This is a genomic window from Arcobacter sp. YIC-80, from assembly GCF_044841725.1.
Lineage (GTDB): Bacteria > Campylobacterota > Campylobacteria > Campylobacterales > Arcobacteraceae > Arcobacter_B.
The window spans coordinates 38,136-59,134 of record NZ_JBJBSI010000010.1; the positions used below are offsets into that span (position 1 = coordinate 38,136).

The 20,999-nt window shown below is 27.1% G+C and carries 18 protein-coding genes; 4 read left to right on the forward strand and 14 right to left on the reverse strand.

Annotated features, from left to right (window positions below; translation table 11 throughout):
* Positions 1-9: 9 nt before the first annotated feature.
* The 7 genes from ACH5BK_RS12270 to htpG form a co-directional block, all read right to left on the reverse strand.
* Entirely contained in the window at positions 10-960 is a 951-nt protein-coding gene (locus ACH5BK_RS12270; protein ID WP_404307822.1) for a tetratricopeptide repeat protein, read from the reverse strand.
* A gap of 55 nt (positions 961-1,015) precedes the next feature.
* Positions 1,016-1,831 (reverse strand): LysR family transcriptional regulator, encoded by an 816-nt coding sequence (locus ACH5BK_RS12275; protein WP_404307824.1) that lies wholly within the window; start codon positions 1,829-1,831, stop codon positions 1,016-1,018.
* Between the two features lie 24 nt (positions 1,832-1,855).
* Positions 1,856-2,599: a sulfite exporter TauE/SafE family protein gene (locus tag ACH5BK_RS12280; protein WP_404307826.1), complete on the reverse strand. Its 744-nt coding sequence runs from the start codon at positions 2,597-2,599 to the stop codon at positions 1,856-1,858.
* A 94-nt stretch (positions 2,600-2,693) separates the two neighbouring features.
* Positions 2,694-3,032 carry a DUF86 domain-containing protein gene (locus ACH5BK_RS12285; RefSeq protein ID WP_404307828.1) on the reverse strand — a complete coding sequence of 113 codons (339 nt, stop codon included), beginning with the start codon at positions 3,030-3,032 and terminating at the stop codon, positions 2,694-2,696.
* Positions 3,025-3,321, reverse strand: a complete 297-nt coding sequence (locus ACH5BK_RS12290; protein WP_404307830.1) for a nucleotidyltransferase family protein — start codon at positions 3,319-3,321, stop codon at positions 3,025-3,027. The genes ACH5BK_RS12285 and ACH5BK_RS12290 overlap by 8 nt, the downstream gene beginning before the upstream one ends.
* Before the next feature lie 60 nt (positions 3,322-3,381).
* Entirely contained in the window at positions 3,382-4,860 is a 1,479-nt protein-coding gene (locus tag ACH5BK_RS12295; RefSeq protein WP_404307832.1) for a tetratricopeptide repeat protein, read from the reverse strand.
* A 200-nt stretch (positions 4,861-5,060) separates the two neighbouring features.
* Complete coding sequence (gene htpG / locus ACH5BK_RS12300; RefSeq protein ID WP_404307834.1) at positions 5,061-6,971, reverse strand: molecular chaperone HtpG; 1,911 nt, start codon at positions 6,969-6,971, stop codon at positions 5,061-5,063.
* Positions 6,972-7,160: 189 nt separating this feature from the next.
* Between htpG and ACH5BK_RS12305 the strand changes: the two genes are divergently transcribed.
* The 3 genes from ACH5BK_RS12305 to ACH5BK_RS12315 all read left to right on the forward strand — a co-directional run bounded on the left by ACH5BK_RS12305 (position 7,161) and on the right by ACH5BK_RS12315 (position 10,994).
* Positions 7,161-7,535 (forward strand): DoxX family protein, encoded by a 375-nt coding sequence (locus tag ACH5BK_RS12305; RefSeq protein ID WP_404307836.1) that lies wholly within the window; start codon positions 7,161-7,163, stop codon positions 7,533-7,535.
* A 66-nt stretch (positions 7,536-7,601) separates the two neighbouring features.
* Positions 7,602-9,479: an invasion protein CiaB gene (gene ciaB, locus ACH5BK_RS12310; protein WP_404307837.1), complete on the forward strand. Its 1,878-nt coding sequence runs from the start codon at positions 7,602-7,604 to the stop codon at positions 9,477-9,479.
* A gap of 90 nt (positions 9,480-9,569) precedes the next feature.
* The gene (locus ACH5BK_RS12315; RefSeq protein WP_404307839.1) at positions 9,570-10,994 is read left to right on the forward strand and encodes an SDR family oxidoreductase; all 1,425 of its coding nucleotides are present in this window, start codon (positions 9,570-9,572) and stop codon (positions 10,992-10,994) included.
* A gap of 11 nt (positions 10,995-11,005) precedes the next feature.
* On the opposite strand, the gene ACH5BK_RS12320 is transcribed toward ACH5BK_RS12315, so the two are convergent.
* The 3 genes from ACH5BK_RS12320 to ACH5BK_RS12330 are packed head-to-tail and all read right to left on the reverse strand — an operon-like array spanning position 11,006 to position 14,832.
* Complete coding sequence (locus tag ACH5BK_RS12320; protein WP_404307841.1) at positions 11,006-13,660, reverse strand: MlaD family protein; 2,655 nt, start codon at positions 13,658-13,660, stop codon at positions 11,006-11,008.
* Entirely contained in the window at positions 13,653-14,243 is a 591-nt protein-coding gene (locus ACH5BK_RS12325) for a paraquat-inducible protein A (RefSeq protein WP_404307843.1), read from the reverse strand. The genes ACH5BK_RS12320 and ACH5BK_RS12325 overlap by 8 nt, the downstream gene beginning before the upstream one ends.
* Positions 14,233-14,832, reverse strand: a complete 600-nt coding sequence (locus tag ACH5BK_RS12330; RefSeq protein ID WP_404307845.1) for a paraquat-inducible protein A — start codon at positions 14,830-14,832, stop codon at positions 14,233-14,235. Before ACH5BK_RS12330 ends, ACH5BK_RS12325 begins: the two co-directional genes overlap by 11 nt.
* 150 nt (positions 14,833-14,982) lie before the next feature.
* On the opposite strand from ACH5BK_RS12330, the gene ACH5BK_RS12335 reads away from it, so the two are divergent.
* A complete protein-coding gene (locus tag ACH5BK_RS12335; RefSeq protein WP_404307847.1) occupies positions 14,983-15,417 on the forward strand; it encodes a globin in 435 nt (144 codons plus the stop codon).
* A 24-nt stretch (positions 15,418-15,441) separates the two neighbouring features.
* Here the strand turns inward: ACH5BK_RS12335 and ACH5BK_RS12340 are convergent, their stop codons facing one another.
* From ACH5BK_RS12340 to ACH5BK_RS12355, 4 genes are all read right to left on the reverse strand, one after another.
* Complete coding sequence (locus ACH5BK_RS12340; RefSeq protein ID WP_404307849.1) at positions 15,442-16,116, reverse strand: response regulator; 675 nt, start codon at positions 16,114-16,116, stop codon at positions 15,442-15,444.
* Between the two features lie 12 nt (positions 16,117-16,128).
* Positions 16,129-17,439 carry a SagB family peptide dehydrogenase gene (locus ACH5BK_RS12345; RefSeq protein WP_404307850.1) on the reverse strand — a complete coding sequence of 437 codons (1,311 nt, stop codon included), beginning with the start codon at positions 17,437-17,439 and terminating at the stop codon, positions 16,129-16,131.
* Between the two features lie 7 nt (positions 17,440-17,446).
* Positions 17,447-17,659, reverse strand: coding sequence for a hypothetical protein (locus ACH5BK_RS12350; protein WP_404307852.1), 213 nt, complete (start codon positions 17,657-17,659; stop codon positions 17,447-17,449).
* Between the two features lie 77 nt (positions 17,660-17,736).
* Complete coding sequence (locus ACH5BK_RS12355) at positions 17,737-20,922, reverse strand: NAD-glutamate dehydrogenase domain-containing protein (protein WP_404307854.1); 3,186 nt, start codon at positions 20,920-20,922, stop codon at positions 17,737-17,739.
* Positions 20,923-20,999: the final 77 nt, after the last annotated feature.

Below are 20,999 nucleotides of genomic sequence, written 5' to 3' on the forward strand. Positions count from 1 at the left end.
TACTTTTATTTAAAAAGAGTGATTAAATCTTTCTTTATCTTTTACCACCTCAGCAGAAGCTACTATATTCATAATCATTTCATCTTTGCTATTTGAAAACTTTCTGATTATTGTTTCACAAACTTCCAAAAGTTCATTTTCATTACTTAATTGACTTAAAATAATTGATTTATTGTATAAAGCCAAAGCTACTTGCTTTTGAATTATACCCTGCTGTTTTTCATATTTTATAACAACCTCATCATAAAGTTTTAGGGCTTTTGAAAGCTTATTTATTTCTCTATATCTTCCAGCTTTATTGACATAAGCTTTAGCAACCAACTCTCTTATATTTTCATTTTCATAAGAACTAAAGTTCTCTATTAAATAATCATAAGCTTTTATAGCCTCTTCGTTTTCATTTTCTTTTGCATGTAAAAGTGCAATATTAAATGAAGCATGAGCTAAGTTTTCAATAACTTCTGGATTTAAAGAGTCTTTAAAATTTGATAGTAACTCTTTATATGTAGCAATAGATTTTTCTCTTTGTTTCAACTGATTTGTACAAACAGCTTTATTTAAATAAGCTTTTACTAAAACAATCTCAAGTTGAGAAGAAGTATCTTCAATAAATTTTTCAAGTAAATTATTATAACACTCAAGCTCTTTATCAAAAGCTTTCATTTTTGCATATATTAATGCTTTATTATAGTAACTATATGCAAGATATCTAAAAATTGTATCATCTTTAGTATCTTTAAACTTTTCTATTATTTCATCATAAGTATCAATAACTTCTTGATCTTCATTTAAATTTGTAAGAGCTGAGGCTTTACCCATAAGTGTATAAAATATATCAATTGGCGTACCTTGGGCTAACTCTAAAAGTTCAGGTACTAGAAGTAAAGCTTCATCAAATTCTTTATCTTGCATTTTCTGATTAAACTGACCATATAAATATTCAAAATTTTCGTGATTCAATTTCATCCTTTAAAATTTAATAATTATTTTTATCAAAAATATACTTGATTTATTATTAAAGCTTAGTTCTTAAATAATTTTCTATCATAGGACGATAATCCTTTCTACAAACTAAATGTGCATCAAAATCACTTTGTATTCTTGTGAGCTTTAGTTTATCTGTATAACCAAACTTATCTATGATACTTTTTGAAAGTAACGTGACACCATATCCTGCTTTTGTAAGTCCTAGCATTAGCTCATAGTTTTGTAAAGCTAATGTTTTATACTCCAAATCACTATTTTGCTTTGCATAATCTTGTAGATGAAGACAATAAGCACAAGTATCTCTATAAACTAAAAGATTATTCTTAGCTTCTTTATCTTTAGGTTCTACAAAATATATCTCATCTTTAAAGATATTTAGAACTTCTAAATCTTTATGGTTTGGATTTCCATTTATAAAAGCTATATCTATTTGATAATCTAAAAGTTGCTCTACTAAATTTAGACTACTATCTATGTTAAACTCTATTTTCATATCTTGGAAGTCTTTATTTAACTGCTCTATTATAGGAATAAGTCTGATGGTTGCATTTGATTGGGTTGTTCCCATCTTTAGAACTTCTTGATGATTTATATTTCTCATTTGTGAAGTTGCTTCTTCTACTTTTTTTACAATATCAACAGCAAAAGGGTATAGTTTCTCACCCTCATTTGTAAGTACAACACCTCGGTTTGTTCTATGAAATAGACTATAGCTCAAGTTTTTTTCAAGCTGTTTGATTCTTGAAGTTATGTTTGACTGAGTATAGCCTAACTTTTTGGCTGCACTAGATATGCTTTTTTCATTTTTAACAGTAATAAATGCTTTTAATAAATTTGAGTCCATAAAAATCCCTATAATCTTTTGTGTTTAAATAGCTATTGTTTGAACTACTAAACCAACAGCTATGATGAATAGCAAAGCTTTTAAAATCTTAGCATAAAACTTCGCATCGATTTTTTTCTTTATTTTTATACCAAAGTACAAACCAATAGCAACTAAAAACATACTAGCAAATGATATTTCAACAGCTGTACTACTAAATGCTCCAAAATATACAAAAATTGCTATCTGCCCTACTTTTGTAAATAAAAAGCATAAGTTTGATAGCTGAATCGTATCTTTTTTAGAGTATTTAAGCTCTAAAGTGTACATGATAGTCAAAGGTGCTACAACATTTGTAAGACCTGATACAACACCACCAATCAAACCTAAACCATAAGTAGAAGACTTAGGATAAGAAGAGATAAAAGTAGCTCTAACTTTTATAGCTGATTGAATCAAATAAGCAAAGATGATAAAAGCTAATAGCAACTTAAAATACTCAGAATTAAAATAAACAAGTATATAAGTTCCCACACAAGAGCCAATCACCATAAGAAGTATAATAAACCAAAACTTCTTCAATGCCTCAAAAAATTTCCCTTCACTTAAAATACTAACCAAATTCACAATCATAGTAGGAACAATAATATAAGTAATAGTTGTTTGAATATCAGTAAAAAGTGCAATAACAGGCGTAGAAATAAGCCCAAAACCAAAACCAATACTTCCATGAATAAAAGAAGAAATCAGTATAACAAGAGTAAAAACAATAAGAAATTCAGTTTCCATATCATTACCTTTAATATTACATATAACTATGTGTAATACCAAATAGTATTACTAATCATTATATCAGAAGTTTATTAAAGGGGTTTGAATTTGTTTAAAGAGTAGAAATTAAAGATTCAATATCTTTTTTTAATGGTTTAATTCTGTTTGAAATAATTTCCCATATTTCATCAGCATCAATACCAAAATAATTATGAGCAACAATATTCCTAAAATCTTTAATTTTTTGCCATGGAATATTAGAATTTTCTTTTTTAAAATTATCATCAAGTTTAGAAATCATTTCACCAATAATAACAAACTGCATCATTGTTGCATCAAAACTTTTTTCATCATGATAAAAATCATCAGCAATTAAAAAATCTTTTGTATAATTTTCTATTTTTTCTATAGATTCTAAAATAGAAAGTAAAGATAGCTTTTCTTTAGACATACTCAACTTCTTTTAAAATCTCTTGTTTTGCTAAAGGTCTTAAGTACTTTTCTCTAGCTATATCAACTTTTGTATTGAAGTAGTTTTCTAATGTCTTTTTAAATAAAGTCTTTTTTTCATGAATATCTGAAAGATTGTTTTCAAGTTCAATAAGAATATCAATATCACTATTAACTGTAGCATTACCTTTAGCATAAGAACCAAATAAACCAAGTTTAGTAATACCAAACTTTTTTGAGAATTCACTTTTATGTTCTGATAAGTAGTTGATAATATATTGTTTCGTCACTTTTTAATCCTTTTTAGATATGTAATTATATCATATAAAGTTAAGCATACTCAACTTATCTTATTTCTTATTATGATTTTCAAAAATATCTATATATTTTAGTAGTCTTTCTTTCATTTCTTGATTTTCAAAAGAGTTTGCCCAATCTTTTAACTCACCAAAAGACCAATTTTCAATAGAAATATCTTTAAACTCTTCTTTCCACTCTTCTATTTCATTATCAAGCTCTGAATCTCTTGCTTTTTCTAAAAGAGTTAACATGTTGTATTTAATAAGCTCATTTTTATCATCTTTTACAAGCTGAAAACATAAATTTAAATCTTGATGTGAATTTGATTTATTTAGTATTAAATTTGTTTCTATTTTATTTACTAAAGCTTTAGCAACTTGATTCAAAATACTATTATCTTTTGAATCTTTGAATCTTTCTACTACTTCAGCATATACTTTTGTTGCTTCTCCACTTCTATTTAATTGTCCAAGACTTACACCCTTATTATATAAAGCTTTTGCGACTTTTTCTAAAATACTATTATCTTTTGAATCTTCAAATCTTTTTACTACTTCATCATATACTTCTAGGGCTTCTTCACTTCTATCTAATTGTCCAAGTGTTACACCCTTATTATATAAAGCTTTTGCAACTTGTTCTAAAATATTATTATCTTTTGAATCTTCAAATCTTTTTACTACTTCATTATATACTTCTATAGCTTCTTCACTTTTTTCTAATCGATCTAGAGTAATTGCTTTAAACCATAGAACTTTTGATAAACTATTATCACTTAAAGCTTCTTTTTCTAGAATATTTAGATCCTCTAAAGCTTCTTGATAATTTTCTTTAACAAATTTTGAAACAAACAATTTATATTTGTCTTCAAAAGTGTAATCATTCTTATTTTTAGATGACTTTATCTCTTGAATTTCTTCTTCTAATTCTTTCTTTTCATCTTCTGTATATTCTTTTTCATCTAGTAACTTTATTTTATCTTCTAGTTTTTGAGTTAGTCCTTCATTTCTTTCAAATAATTTTTTAGCCCTTTCATCAATCTCTTCCAAATAAACATCAACTTTTGATTTAAATTCCTCATCAGCTTTTTCATCTATCCATTTTTTTAGTTCTTTTTCTGCTGCTAATTTAGCTTCTTTTTTTGCACTATTTGCGTAACTTCTATTTACTAAGAAAACCACTAAACCTGTAAGAATAGCAATTAATGAAAATCCAATCCCCCAATAATTTAAGTTCGAATGAACATCCTCAATTCTTTTATCTTGTCTATCAATTATATTTTTATAATTATCTAAAGAGTTATTATCTTTTCTTAATTCATCTAATTTATTTTCTAACTCTTTTATCTCATTTTCTTTTAGTATTATTTGCCCCATAATAAGAGTGATTTTTTCATCATTTATTTTTGGAGCATATTCTTGTGAAGTTTTGAGTTCAAATAGTTTTTGATTTATTTCTTCATTTGAAGCGAAAAGAGAAGATAGAAATATAAAAGTTAAAATTATAGATTTAAAAAAAGAGTTGTGCATAAAATTGTCCCGTGAATTTTTGAACACATTTTATTATTTTATAGCTATATGTGAGGTTAAAATACTTTAGTGATTTATTTAATAGAGCTAGTTGTATGAAGATTCAAGGCGAAATTAGATTTTGACGATTGAGCCTACATTTAGTAGGTGATTGAGTCAAAATCTAATTTCAACGCGGAAGGTTTATGCAAATAGCTCTATTAAAGAGCTTTTGCTGTGATTCTTGATAGTCTTTGTGCAAATGCTACTGCGTCTGTGATATCCATACCTTCACTTAATTTTGCTTGGTCTAATAGTACCCATGATACATCTGAAACTAATGCTTCATCAGATAAACCATTTAATTTTGTCACGATTTCGTGGTCTGGGTTGATTTCTAAGATTGGTGCTGCTTCTGGCATTTCTTGTCCCATTGCTCTCATCATTTGAGCCATTTGTGCCATTTGAGCATCACCTGCGTCTTTTACTACACAAGATGGTGACTCACTTAGTCTGTTTGTAACTCTTACATCTGAAACTGACTCACCTAAAATATCTTTGATTTTTTTAGTGATGTCTTCAAACTTCTCTTCAACTTCTTTTTTCTCTTCTTCTGATTGCTCTACTTTTGGAGCTTCACAAGCTGTGATGTCTTTGAATTCCCACTCTTTGTATGCACCATACATTGGAGTTACGATTTCATCGATTTCTTTGTCATCTAAGATTAAAACTTCGATGTCATTTTTCTTGTATGCTTCTAAAAGTGGTGAGTTTCTAAGAACTTTTTCATTTTCACCTACGATATAGAAGATAGCTTTTTGTTCACTGTCAGCAGCTTCTTTATAAGCTTCTAATGAAGTCATTTTTCCAGCTTCTGCTTTTGTAGATTTAAATCTAATTAACTCTAAGATTTTATCTTTATTTGTGAAGTCTTGATAAGCACCCTCTTTAAGTGGTCTGTTGTATTGTTCAATAAATTCAGCATACTTTTCTTCATCTTTAGAAAGTTTTTTGATTTCAGATAAAATCTTCTTAACAGATGATTGTTTGATGTTTGCTAAGATTCTGTTTTCTTGTAAGATTTCTCTTGATACATTTAGTGGTAAATCTTCACTATCGATAATACCTCTAACAAATCTTAAGTAAGTTGGTAATAACTCTTTTTCATCATCAGTAATAAATACTCTTTTAACATAAAGCTTAACACCTGGTTGGTAATCAGCTCTGTACATATCCATAGGTGCAGTTTTAGGGATGTAGAAAAGTGTAGTATACTCATTTACACCCTCTGCTTTTGTATGAATAGTAACTAATGGATCTTGAGAATCATGAGAGATTGATTTATAGAAGTCGTTGTACTCTTCTTCTTTTACTTTTGATTTTGGTTGCATCCATAAAGCTGTTGCTTCATTGATTTTTTCATGTCTTTTTTCAGTTGTTTTTTTAGCTTCTTTTCCAGCTTTTTTATCTTCTTCGCTTAACTCTTCTTCTACTTCTTCACTGTAATTTAAGAAAATTGGGTAAGCGATGTGGTTTGAGTATTTACCAATAATATTTTCAATTCTTGCTTTACTTGCGAATTCTTCTGCTTCTTCATCTTTAAGTTTGATGTAAATTACAGTTCCTGAAGACTCTTTTGTACAAGGGGATAAATCAAACTCACCAGTACCATCAGAAGACCACTTATAAGCAGTTTCTTCACCAGCTTTTTTAGAGATAACGTCTACTTTTGAAGCTACCATAAATACAGAATAGAAACCAACACCAAACTGTCCAATTAAGTTTGAGTCTTTTTTAGCATCACCTGTTAGGGCTTCAACAAATGATTTTGTTCCTGATTTTGCGATAGTACCAATAGAAGCGATTAAATCTTCTTCATTCATACCAATACCATTATCAATAATAGTTAAAGACTTATCAGCTTCATCAAAAGAGATATTAATCTCACCTGACCAATCTGCATATTGTTCTTTTAACTTATCATCAGTTAATTTTAAATAGTTTAACTTATCAATTGCATCACTTGCATTTGAAACTAACTCTCTTATAAAAATCTCTTTATTTGAGTATAAAGAGTGTGTCATTAAATGTAATAGTTGTCCTACTTCTGTCTGAAATTGATGTTTTGCCATTCTAATTTCTCCTATAATTTTTAAATTTTATTTTGATAATTTTAACAAAACTTTATAAAAGAAAGCTAAAGTTTAGATAAATTTTAGCACTTTTATCAATCAAGTGCTAATTTTATATACTTTTTCAACTTTACATTTGTTAAACAAAATTAAAATATAATTATTTATTAATTATAAAAAGGACTCAAGATGTTAGGAAATATTATAAATAAAAAAAGTATTTATTATGCGACAACTTTGTTTATTGCTTTACTTGTTGGTTTTTATGGTGGAATAGTAGATATACTTCAAACAAATGCTGTTTTTGAAGTAAATAAAACCTTACAATATCCACTATACTTTTTCCCTATGCTTGGAGTATTCAAAATCTTAGGAGCTATTGCTTTACTTTTACCTAGAAATTTTTCTACAATAAAACAGTGGGCTTATGCAGGTTTTACTTTTGATTTTATTGCTGCTTCATATTCACATTTTGCTGTTGGGGATTCAGTTGACAAAGTTATTACACCTTTAGTGATATTAGGTATACTTGCTATATCTTACTTTTTAAAAAATAAATTTTAATTTATTATATAAAAAAAAGATATAAATAGATAGACTTACAAAATAGATAAACTAAAGGATAAAATTTTGGATAAAAACAAATTTTTAGAAGATTTAAATGAAGTATATGAGTACTTAGATGCTCAAAAATCAAATATAAATAAACTAATATCACACTTAGAAAATAAAGATTATGAAAAACTAACTATCATAGATGAGTTTGCTAAAAACTTAAACTTAGATATGAAAGATGATTTAAGATTTGCACTTGTTACTAGACTTGTAAGTTTAAGAGATGATTCACTTGTTCAAGTACTTAAAAAGTACGAAAAAAGTGAAGAAGAGATTATAGAACTTCAAGAAAAAGCATACTGCTTTGTAAGAGACTTTTGGCATGAAAAGCATAAAAATACAGTTGATTACATCAAAAATAACAACTTACTAACTCCTTTTTACCAAGAGATTTTCCAAGGTGTTTACAATGTAGGTCTAAAAATGTCTTCATGGCAAAGTGCCTGGACTGCACATATTATAAATGGTATAAATAAAGAGTTATTAGCTAAATTTGATGGTGATGAGTCAAAAGTATATGAATACTTAGAGAATAATCATCTTTATGACTTAGGTCACAACGATATGATAGCAGATAGATCATACTCAGCACTTGTAAAACAAAAAGAGGATTACAAATCACAGGCATATATCAAAGCTTTCAAAGAGCAAACAACAGCTGTAATAGATGAACTTGAAGATTTTGAAGAAAAACTAATTGAGCTTGAAGATGATGTATATGGTGAGAGATGGAACTATATTTTATATATCCAATCACTAATCAAAGCCTTTAGTGAGGACAAAGAGCATAAACTAGTAGCAAAATGGGCAGATGTAGATAGAGCTTGGATGAAAGTAAAAGCACCAATTCAAATAGGACACCCTTTAGAGTACTATGAAGATCACTTTAGAAAAGCAGTAGCTCTTGAGTGGGATATAAGACTTTCAAACCCACAGTTTGCACAAAATGACCACAGAGTAACAAAAATCAAATCAGCTTTTGCAAAAGTATTTGATAGAATTGAGCAAACGCAAGAGTACAAAAACATCTATGACTTCTCACTAAAATCACTTGATAAAGTTCAACTTTATATAGGAAGACCTGCTGTGTTTTTTGGAGCTGAGTTCAATGGACTATTTTCAGCCCAAGTTGTACCAAATGATGAGATAGTTTCAAAAGAAGAAGGTAAAAAAATCTTTGCCTTTAGTGATGAAATACTTCAAAGCAGTCGTGCAAAGCCATTTTTAAAAATCTCAAAAGAGACTTTTGGACAAGAGTTACTTACAGAAGATAGAACTTTCCTTTTCAATGAAACTTCAAAATGGCATCAAGTTTACGATATCACTACTATTGGGCATGAGTTTGGTCATATTTTATGGTGTGATGATGAAACAGAATCAGCTATGAATAAAACAGGAAACTTCAAAAATATAGAAGAGTTCAAAGCTACAACAGGTGGATTAGTTTCATTTTTCTTAGATGAACAAGATGATGAAAAAGAGCTTGAAAGACAAGTACTTATTGACACAGTAAAAAGAGCTGTTGGACTTATGGGATGGATGGAAGTAGATGAAGTTCAACCATACTATTGTGAAGGGCTTATTCATTTAGCTGGACTTTTTGATAGTGGCATTTTAGATTGGGATGAGAAAAACCTAATCGTTAATATGAGTGATGAAAAACACGAAGCACTTAAAAAGTGGTATATTCAAACTTACACTGATTTAGCAAAACACTACCTTGATAAAAAAGACGCAACACAGTTCTTAAATCAATACGCAGTAAAAGAAGAAAAATACTTCATGCCAGTAAACAAAAAAATCAACTCATTTGTAAAATACTACTTCAAAAGATACCAAGAAATTGGTCAAGAGTTAGATACAGAAGATAAAAAAGAAAACTATATAAAATAAGAGGATTAAATCCTCTTATTCATACATAACAACTCTATCAAAATACAAAAAATAATGTTAAAATAATTAAAACTGTTAAAAGGATATATAATGAAAGTATTATTAACAGGCTCAACAGGATATATAGGTAGAAGATTAAAACATAAACTACTAGCAGATGAAAACATAAATTTACGTCTTTTTGTTAGAAATAAACAATCAGTTACCTTAAAAGACCCAAAAAAAATAGAAATAGTAGAAGGTGATACTTTTGATAAAGAAGCTTTAAAAAAAGCCCTTGAGGGAGTTCATACTGCATTTTATATGATTCATTCACTAAACAGAAAAGATTATAAAAACCTTGACAAAATTTCAGCCCAAAACTTTGTTGATATTGCAGCTTCTTGTGGGGTAAAAAGAATTATTTATTTAGGTGGGCTTGGAGTTGAAAATGAAAACACAAGTGAACATCTTCTTAGCCGACTTGAAACAGGACAGGTTTTAAGTTCAAATCCAAAAGTTCAAACTATTTGGGTGAGAGCTGGTGTTATTATTGGTTCAGGAAGTACAAGCTTTGAAATCATTAGAAACTTAACAGAAAAACTTCCAGTTATGACAACTCCAAAATGGGTAGATACAAAAGCCCAACCAATTGCTATTTCTGATGTATTGAGTTACTTATATGAATCAATTTATTTAAAAGAAGAAAAAAATCTTGTTATTGATGTGGGAGCTGAACAGTTAACTTATAAAGAGATGATGTTGAAAACAGCAGAAGCTTTAAATTTAAAAAGATATATTATTCCTCTTCCTTTCTTATCTATTACCTTGTCATCTTATTGGCTAAATCTATTTACTCCTGTTAGATTTGGTGTTGCTAAAGCTTTAATTGAGGGCTTAAAATCAGAAGTTATAATACAAAATGACAATGCAAAAAAATATTTCCCACATATAAAACCAATTTCATATTTAAATGCTGTAAAAAAAGCTGTAGAAGAGATTGAAAAAAATCAAGTAATCAGTAGATGGAGTGATAGGTTTGGAAAGGCTTGGGATAAAGACCATACAAAAGATTTAGCAGATGCTATATTTGTTGATAGAAAAATAGTTCATTATAAAGAAGTTTCTAAAGAGAATATTTATAAGTCTTTTATTTCTATTGGTGGTAAAAAGGGATGGTTTGATTATGATTTTCTTTGGAAAATTAGAGGTGTTATTGATAAAATGATTGGTGGAGTTGGTTTAAAAAGAGGAAGAAGAGACCAAGATAACTTAAGAGTTGGTGATAGTTTAGACTTTTGGAAGGTTGTTGATGTACAAGAAAATAAAAGACTATTACTTTTTGCACAAATGAAATTACCAGGAACTGCTTGGTTAGAGTTCAAAATAGATGATGAAAAACTTATACAGTCAGCCTACTTCTATCCAAAAGGTGTTTTTGGAAGATTGTATTGGTATGCACTTGTACCTCTTCATTATTTTGTATTTACAAATATGATAGAGAGTATTGTTAAAAAAGCAAAAGAAGAGATGTAGCTCTTCTTTTTTTATTTTATATTAGGAGTGATTTTATCCCAACCATCTGGTAGTTCTTCTATTAGATTAAATTCATCTTTAGAACTAGCTTTTTGGGTATAATCTTCTGGTGTTACAAGAACTAATCCACCTTTTAAAATACTTGTAAAAGTATTTGATTCTACTTTTGAACCAGAAAAAATAGAAAACTTAACGTTAAAACCACTTATATCATAAAACTTAGAATTTTTTCTAACTAAACTTGTATATCTATTATCAATTTGACAATGTAATATAACTTTTGAACCATCAGATGAGAGCTCTTTTTTATGTATTTTTCCTATTTGCACAAATTTATAATAAATAGGTGCATTAAGACCAGCTTTTGAAGCATGAATAGAATTTACTTTAAAAGTAATTCCTTTATGTGTTTTATCTATAGGTGGTAGTTTATCAAAACCAGCAAATGAATTTTCAAATATATTTTTAGCTTTTGAGGTTTCTACACCTATATTTACAGCCATTAAAGCTGAACCTACATCTGATACTTGCTGTAAAGATATAACTGGTTTTTTTAGATAAAAAATAGTTCCTTTTTTAGCAAATTTTTCATAGTCTTTAAAAATCTGTGCTTTAACTACTGCTTTTTGTTGTTTATTTAAAAATATATTAGTTACTTTTCCTATCTTTACACCTTTAAAAATAAGTTTTGAAAACTCCTCATGTAAACCCTCAACATCATCAAAAATAATGCTTATACTATTTGAACTATTTTTCAACTCATCATAAGAGCTGAATATTTTTCTTTTTGTATATTTTGTATCTGTATTACTTTCTAAATGAATTGAACCTTCTAAAAAAGAAGTGAAATTATCAATATTTAGATTTACACCATTTAAACTTGCTTTAAAATCAAGCTTTGATTTTTTATAAAAAGCGCTTGTGTTGTTTATATACTTTTTAAACTTCTTATAAATAAAAAGTTTTGCTTTTGACTGATTTTCATCAAAATCTATTGACTTTACAAAACCTATTTCTCTATTTTGATAAACTACAGCCATTGACTTTTCTACTAAAAAACTATTATCAAAATAGGCTGTATATAAACTTCCCTTATTATAAACCCTTTTTAAATCCCTTACATCTTTATAATTTTCATAAAGTTTAAAGCTATCTTTTGAAAGTTTTTGAGTTCTTTTTTCACTTAATATACCAATAGCACCATTTATTAGTGGCTCAAATCCACTATAATTTATATCTAAATCTAAAGCTTTAATATCTAAAAGTTTTGAACTCATATCATAAAATAAGGTATGATCATTTACTATATTTTCATATCTTTTATCAAGTGCTACTTTTATTTTTACTTTTTTAAAATTATTTGTAAAATCATAATCTACAACTTTTCCAATAGGAATATTTTTAAAATATAGTTTTGATTTCTTTGTAATAGAATTTAAATCTTTCGCATATAAGGTTATGATTTTATTATCTAAACTCTCTTTTATTTCCTGATAATCTTTAGCTATAAAAAGGTCTTGAAAATCTCCTTTTTTATAATCTAAAGAAACATAATCTCCTTTTACTATATTTCCAAGATCTTCTATTCCATCTATACTTACTTTTGGTCTTTTTATAAAAAAGTCTGTATTTGAAGTAAGTAAGTATTTATACTCATCATAAATAAATGCTTTTGTTGAAATATCTTCACTTGTAAGTCTTAATTCAACTATTTTTCCAACTGTTATACCCTTATAAATTATAGGTGTATTTTCACCTATTCCACTTGCATTTGCGAATTTTATATGAAAGTATTTTTTCTCTTTAAAGTCATCTTTACTTGTATAAAGTAAATGAACATCATCTCTTTTTATTTTTTTAGCATCTTTTTGTGGTGTTACAATAGTAATACCACCAACTATCGCAGAATAAAGTGAGCCTAATTGTACATTTAATCCACTAGGCCCATAGTTTACTTTTAAAGCACTATTCATTACAAATTTAGAGCTTGTATTTACTAGATAATTAAACTTATCATAAATATAAGCATTTAAAAATGCCTTTTCAGCTTTAAACTCTTTTGATACAACCTCTCCTATTTGATACTGATTATAAAAAATAGGTGTTCCAACTTCCAAGTTTTCTTTATCATTGACTAACAAAGTTATATAATACCCATCAGCAGATAGTTCATCATCTGGCCTACTATCAAGTCCTTCAAAAATAAATTTCTCTTTTCCTTTTTCAAACTCTTCTTTTGTTCTAAATTTAGGCGATATTTCTATTTTAAAACCACTAATCAATGTACTTAAACCAGAAACTTTAGTAAGAGAAATAGTTGGTCTTTTTATGTAAAATCTTGAGCTTTCACTTGCTACATATTTAGCAACTTCATTTTTTACAAGAATATTTACCTTTACACTTTTTAAATCTTCATGAAGTTTAATATTGGTTACTTTACCAAGTTGAAGTCCTTTATATTCTAAGGGTGTTACATTTTCTTTAAGTCCTTCTGCACTTTTAAAAACAACTTCAATGTTTGTACCTTTTTTCATATAAGACTCATAGGCAATCCATGATAAAATACCTAAAATAATTAAAGGTAAAATCCAAATAAAAGAAACAGCTCTTTTACTTTTTTCTTCTTTTGGTTTATAAACTATATTCTTTTCATTTTGACTACTCATCCCAAATTATCCTTGTATCAAATCTATATGCAGCTATCATTGTAATTACCACTACTAAAGCAAAAGAGGTTGCAGCAATTCCTCCTTTGATATTAAAAAGTTGATCCATTTGAACTATTGATGCCATAATAGCAACAACATAAATATCAATCATTGACCATTTTCCTATAATCTCAATAAACTTAAATATGAAAAGTTTTGTTTTATTACTCATTTTTACACGTACTTTTAAAGTAGAAAAAATCAGCAATAAACCAATAAGTTTAATAACAGGAATAACTACACTAGCGATAAAAACAACTGCTGCTATAAAATAGTTTTCATATTCTAAAAAACTAATAACACCTTCTAAAATAGTGCTTTGTGTTGTTACCCCAAATTTAGTAATTTCCATCATTGGATAAACCATAGCTGGAATATATAAAAGTATAGCACTTATAACTAAGGCTAGTGATATTTGTAAAGAGTGATATATTCTTTTTCTTACAATATGACCACATCTATCACATACAAAATTATCATAATTTGGCTTTTCGAAAACTTTATGGCAGTTTTTACATGAAATTAAACACTTATTCTTCAAAAACTTCCCTTCCATCAAACTTTATATTTGACATATATAAACAAAATAAATATAAAAGCATTACATAAAAACCTAAATCAAACCTTGTACTATCTGCCATTCCTACTAATTTAATATAAGTTACAATCACACTTATAATAAAAACTTCAATAAACCCCCAATGCTTAAAAAAGTTTAAACTATCATGCAATAAAGTATTTGTAAATAATTTAATATTTGTATGAATTTGAATAAATGAAAATATTATTATAATCGAATTTAAAACCGGAGCTAAAAAAATAGTAAAAAAGACTATTAAAGCAACAAAAAAAAGATTTTGCTCAAATAAAGTCAAAATAGTATCATATAATGTTGATTTTAGATGTGAATTATTTATATCCAAACTTATAAGTGGATAGATATTTAAAAGTACAAAAAGTAAAAGTGCAGATATAGCATAAAATAGTGAATCTAAACTATGATTATTTTCAATTGAAAGTTTGCTTGAACATCTAGGACATTTGATTTTTTTATCCCAGGTTTTCTTTCTTTTTTCTACAAAAAGTCCACACCCATAACATTCAACTATATTTTTTGTATCTATTGACATTGTTGGCCTATTTTTTTATTGTTATATTTTAACATAATAATCTTTTTAGTGCTTTAATACTTTTAAGTGAGTATTTTACTTTTGCATAGTATTATTACTTCGCTATAAAGCATAAATATAAACAATTTTAATTTTTCAAAGGTTACAAAAATGGAATTTAATATAACACCAGCACAAGTAGGTACTAGACCTCCTGTAGAGAAACCAAGTCATGCTGTATTAGAGTATCTTGGTGAAGAAGGTATGAGAAAACTTGTATCAGATCATTATGATTTACTAAGACAAAGTAATATCAAAGGACTTTTCCCACCAACAGATGAAGGTTTTGCTAAAGCAAAAGAACACTCAGCAGACTTCTTTATTCAAATCTGTGGTGGGCCACAATATTTTAATCAAAAAAGAGGACAGCCCATGATGGCAGCAAGACATGCACCTTTTAAAATCAATCCAGAAGCTAGAAGAGTATGGCTTGAATCTTATGCAATGGTTTTAGCACAACATGATATGCCAGAAGAGTTAAAAAAATCTTTTTGGAATTATCTTGACATCTTCTCTATTTGGATGATGAATACTAACGAAGCTTAAAAAAAAAGCATAAGATATAAAATCTTATGCTTTTATATAAATTCCAACTCCCTTTTCAGAAGCAATATCTATTTTTTCTAATTTTGATTTTAGTCTATGAATTAACTGTCTTCTTGCTACATCAGAACCTTTTTTATCTTTCCAAATAGCAGTATTTACAGCTTCATACTCTAAGATTTCACCCATTGAATTAATAAGTAATGATAATAAAATACTTTCATTTCTAGTAAGGACAATCTCTTCATCACCTTCATATATCTTTTTATTCTCAAAATCATATTTGTATACATCATTTATGTTTTTCATTTTTCTTTTTTCTAAGATTTGATATTTTGAAATAGCGATTTTAATCATAGTATCTAATTCATCAATTCTTATTGGTTTTACTAAATATCCTACCATATTTACAACATCAGAAGCTCTTTTGATTTTTTCTTCATCATTATAAGCTGTTGTAAAAATAATTGGTAAATTATATGTATTTTGTAATATTTTTGAAACTTCAATTCCATCTGTTAAACCTCTAATTTCAATATCAGAAACAACAACATCTATATTTGTATCAAAAGCAACTTCCAAAGCCTCTTCTGCTGTATCAACAATATCAACTACTTCATATCCAAAATTTTCAATAACTGATTTAAGATTTTCAGCTATCATTTTCTCATCTTCAATTAAAAGTATTCTAATTTTATCCATTCTTTTTTTTCCTTAATTACCAATAGCTAATGAATATAAAACCATACAGTTTTCATCTATAAACTCACAAACTTCATCATCATAATAAGCACCTATCCCACTACAAGATATCTTTAAGTAATTACAAGCAAGATATAACCTATGACCAAAAATACCTGCTTTTTGATATAAAGCTTGATAGTTTTTATCTTTTGAAGTTAAGTAAAAAGTAATTGCACTACTTTTTCCTAAATCTTGTTCAAGACATAGATATCCAGCTTTTGATTTAAAATCACCTTGCTTTATAAGTTTTTTATTTTTATATAAACCAATAGGCATATTTTCTACCCTATTTATTACATAAAAAATATCAATTTTCTCATCACAATCAGAGCTGACTATTTGATTTAATATATTTATTATAGATTCATACTGAGCTTTTGAAATAGACTTATTTGAGAATTCTCGTATAGATCTTCTTTTAAAAATAGTCTCTTTAAAAAGCTCTTTATTATAAATAAAGTTTGGTTTTCCTAATTGTACTATTTTATTATTTATTTTAGATGAGAGTTTATAAGCATTTTCAATTAATTCATTTTTTTCAAAAATATCATCACTATTATTTTCATTAGTTTTATGACCATCTACCTTAGGAAGATTCAAAGACAAAGGTTTTTTTAATTCATCAAAAACCTTCCCACACAAAACAATTGAAGTAAAAAACTCTTTATTATCAAAATTAAAAAGTTTATTTATTTTATTCCTATCAAAATCATAAAGAATAGAAAAACTTTTATTATAAAGATATGATGAAGCTTCAAGAGAACCTAAAATATGTCCAGCATCTAATAAACAATACCTAAAAGCTCTATTTTTATATTTCCATGAAGATCTAAAATAAATTGAAGATATAAAAAATATAAAACCATTATAACTTTTATCCAAATTTAGGTTTGCTTCTATCCCCTCTTCTTTATTTAATTTATAAAGTAAAGTTGCACTTGAAGAGCTTACTTCAAAATGATAAATACCATCTTCAAAACCTTCTTCATTTCTAGCTTGAAAATAAATTTCATTTGGATAAAGAGCTCCAGCACTTGGGTTAATTCTTAAAAAGTATTCAACACCTGGATATACTTTTTTAGCGTTTATACCTGCTGTTAAATATAAAAAATTGTGATTATCTAAATTTGTATTTATATCAATACGTTCATATTCTTTTGGATAGTTTTTAAATGTACTTGGTTGATTATTCCAATCAAGCCTGTTAGGGAAAGCCCTAACAGAATAATAAGAATGTTTTGTTTCTTGATGATATTTAAAAAAATCATAAAACTGTGTCATATTTACCTTATTTTTTACTTGTGTTTATTCCTGGATTTTCACTTGTGCCTACATAATCATCTGGTATAGACGTGCTTTTAAAATACGCAAAAACTGCTCCAACTATTAATAAAATAATTATTACATTTCTTACTGTATTTCTTTTTTCTTCAGACTCATTGCCATTGTAGTCATCTATCTTATCCATACTTAATTCATCATCGAAATCTTTTTTTTCCATAATTAAATCCTTTCATTTACTTCATATAAGTATAACTAATTTTATTTTAACAAACAAATGTTAATTATAAGTTAATATTATATCAATGAAACCATTAATTGATTAACCGTAATAGCTATATCTTTTATATCCTTTGTTTCTTTTGCCATAAAAGTATCCAAATGAGCTCTTACTTTATAAAAAATATCTTTTTCATTTGTAACAAAATTAGCAAAAGCAGTATCAGGTTCTTCATTTACTCTTTTAAACTCTAAAACTCTTTTTGTATAATGAACAACAATAAAATCTATAAACTGTAAGACTTGATTTCTTAATGTCATATCACTTTTATTTGTTATTTTTACTCTATTTAAAGCAATTACAATTTCTAAAATATTAAACTCATGAATTAATGAATAGAATAAAATAATTACATCTTTAAATGTATGATGAGTATCTTCTTTAATCATGATAGCAGCAATAGCAAATCTTAAATAATCAATTACTGAGAAAAACTGATTAAAATCAGCATCATTTTGAATTAAAACTTCTATTTTTTGATTATGAACTTCAGATAATAGCCTAAATAGTTCTTCTTTATGATCTAAAATATGTGAAGAATCTAACTGATTTTTATTTAGGTACTTTAACATCCATCTTGTACTTGCATATAAAGTATACTCTAGTTTATTTATAAGCTTATACTGTTTTTCTACACTCATTACATAATCTTGATTATAGATTTTTTGTCTAATTACTCTAGCCCCAAATAGCTGTTTTATTATTAGATAAGATTTGATTTTTAATAAAAACTTATCAATACCTAACTTTTCAAAATCACTTACAAAAGTACACCCTTGAGAATTTATAATAATATCTGCCATCATTGTAGCTATTATTTCTCTTTTTAGTGGATGAGTAGAAATATCATGTTCATAAGCACCAACAAAAGATTTAGGGAAATATCTGTATAAATATTGTTGAGCAAATTGTTCATCAATTAAATTTGATTCTAATAATATTTTTTTAACAAAAATTTTACTGTAAGATAATAAAGAACCTAACACTGGTCTTACAATTGAACCATGTATATCTACTATTTCACTAATATTTTCATTTTTAGGAATATAGAAATCTCTTCTATTAAATGCTTCAACATTATTTTCTAATACCTCTATAGTTTTTATAAAATCATTTAAATATTTTCTTGAAAAATGTTCATCTATTGAAATTACAAAAGCTTGATCATAGTTATTTTGTAAAACCATATCTACAACTTGATCTGTTAAAGAATAAAGTGTTTCTTGAACTTGCTTTTGTGTTAAAACTCCTTGTGTTTTTATACTATTAAGTAAAATTTTTAAATTTACTTCATGATCTGATGTATTAACTCCTGCTGCATTATCAATTGCATCTTGATGAATTCTTCCACCAGTTAAAGCATACTCTATTCTTGCTCTTTGAGTAAATCCAAGATTTCCACCTTCACATACAATTTTTGCTTTAATTTCATTTGCATCAACTCTTACTGCTTCATTTTGTTTATCACCTAAATCTAAATTATTTTCATCACTTGCTTTTACATAAGTTCCAACTCCACCATTAAATAACATATCTACTTCAAGTGTTAATAATCTACGACATAATTCCTCTCCTGAAATTACTTTTTTAGTAGTTCCTAATAGTTTTTTTATTTCAGATGAAAGATTTATTTCTTTATCACTTCTTTTGAATACTCCTCCACCTTTAGAAATAAGTTTTGTATCATAGTTTTTCCAACCACCATTTTTTGACTCAAAAAGTCTTTTTCTCTCTTTAAAAGATACCTTTAAGTCAGGATTTGGATCAATAAATATATCACTGTGAGAAATAGCAGCAAGAAGTTTAAATTTTTCAGATTCAATCATTCCATTTCCAAAAACATCTCCACTCATAGAACCAATTCCTACAACTGAAACTTCATCTTTGTAAATATCAATACCTTCTTCAATAAAAAACCTCTTAGTAGACATGATAGAACCACGTGCTGTAATTCCTAAATCTTTATGTCCATATCCATTACTACCACCACTAGCAAAAGCATCACCTAACCAATAGTTTCTACTTATTGCTATATTATTTGCCACATCACTCATTGCAGCAGTTCCCTTATCAGCAGCAACTACAAAATATGGATCATCACCATCATAAGCAACTATATCATTATTTTTAACAACTTCTCCATCTACCATATTATCAACTAAATCAAGGTTTGCATTAATAAACTCAGAATAAACATAAGTAAAAAACTCTTTTGTAATATCAGCAGTATTTTTATTAATTACAAAACCACCTTTTGAACCATCAGGTATAATAATAGAGTTTTTACCTTCTTGCGTAATCATTAAAGATTTAATCTCTTGTCTATAATCATCATGTCTATCTGACCATCTAAGACCACCTCTTGATACCTTTGACATTCTTAAATGAACCCCATAAAAATCTTGATGATAGATAAAGTTTTCAAAATTTGGTTGTAAACCTCTTAAGTCTTTGCCAAAAGTTCTTGTATCAATTTTAAAAGAAACAGTCTCTTTATCTAAAAAATAATTTGTTCTTAAAAGTGATTTTAAAAATAAGAATGTAATATTTAAAACTTTGTCATCAATAATTTGAGGAATTGCTTTAATTTCATCTTTTATTTTTTCTTCAATTAAAGTTAATTCTTTTTTTCTATCTTTTAAATTTGGATCAAATTTCGTTATAAAATACTTAACAAACATACAAGCTAATCTATCATGCTTTGTAAGTGTGTTTAAAATAGTTGCAGAATTTATAGTAAGTACTGCTTGATCTATATACTCTATAAAGGCTCTTAAAAGTTTTATTTTTTTTATTGATAAATTTTGCTTATATACTAAACAAAATGCCTTAGAATGCTTAATATTTGAATCTTTTAAACTACTAGCAATAACATATTCTAAGTTATCTTTGGCTTCTTCTAATTTTGAAATATCAGGAACATTCAAGTTAAATCTTGAAATATAAATCTCTTTATTATTATGTGAAACATTATATGTAACTTCATCAATAATTTCAAAGCCAATATTATGCAATAAAGGAGTTATATGAGATAAAAATAGTTTTTTTGTAGAAAAGATTTTTATATATTTTGTATCTTTTCCATCTAAAATTTTAGAAACAATCCCTTCTTTTAAAACCTCTTCAAAAAGCTCATCGCTAACTGCTAAATCATCAGGTGTTAAAAGTTGTGAACAAATTGCTTGCATATCCGAATTAGCCATCAATTTTTCCTTTTCTTATTAAGTTATTTTATAATATCTTACTCTTTATAAGTTAAGAAATGATTAAAAGCTTGGGT

Bases quoted from the DNA above. Each gene is read 5' to 3' on its own strand.
- ACH5BK_RS12355 (WP_404307854.1), bottom strand. From the start codon at position 20,922: ATGGCTAATTCGGATATGCAAGCAATTTGTTCACAACTTTTAACACCT.
- ACH5BK_RS12275 (WP_404307824.1), bottom strand. From the start codon at position 1,831: ATGGACTCAAATTTATTAAAAGCATTTATTACTGTTAAAAATGAAAAA.
- ACH5BK_RS12285 (WP_404307828.1), bottom strand. From the start codon at position 3,032: ATGTCTAAAGAAAAGCTATCTTTACTTTCTATTTTAGAATCTATAGAA.
- ACH5BK_RS12345 (WP_404307850.1), bottom strand. From the start codon at position 17,439: ATGACACAGTTTTATGATTTTTTTAAATATCATCAAGAAACAAAACAT.
- ACH5BK_RS12350 (WP_404307852.1), bottom strand. From the start codon at position 17,659: ATGGAAAAAAAAGATTTCGATGATGAATTAAGTATGGATAAGATAGAT.
- ACH5BK_RS12330 (WP_404307845.1), bottom strand. From the start codon at position 14,832: ATGTCAATAGATACAAAAAATATAGTTGAATGTTATGGGTGTGGACTT.
- ACH5BK_RS12335 (WP_404307847.1), top strand. From the start codon at position 14,983: ATGGAATTTAATATAACACCAGCACAAGTAGGTACTAGACCTCCTGTA.
- ACH5BK_RS12340 (WP_404307849.1), bottom strand. From the start codon at position 16,116: ATGGATAAAATTAGAATACTTTTAATTGAAGATGAGAAAATGATAGCT.
- ACH5BK_RS12315 (WP_404307839.1), top strand. From the start codon at position 9,570: ATGAAAGTATTATTAACAGGCTCAACAGGATATATAGGTAGAAGATTA.
- ACH5BK_RS12280 (WP_404307826.1), bottom strand. From the start codon at position 2,599: ATGGAAACTGAATTTCTTATTGTTTTTACTCTTGTTATACTGATTTCT.
- ACH5BK_RS12305 (WP_404307836.1), top strand. From the start codon at position 7,161: ATGTTAGGAAATATTATAAATAAAAAAAGTATTTATTATGCGACAACT.
- htpG (WP_404307834.1), bottom strand. From the start codon at position 6,971: ATGGCAAAACATCAATTTCAGACAGAAGTAGGACAACTATTACATTTA.
- ACH5BK_RS12320 (WP_404307841.1), bottom strand. From the start codon at position 13,660: ATGAGTAGTCAAAATGAAAAGAATATAGTTTATAAACCAAAAGAAGAA.
- ACH5BK_RS12295 (WP_404307832.1), bottom strand. From the start codon at position 4,860: ATGCACAACTCTTTTTTTAAATCTATAATTTTAACTTTTATATTTCTA.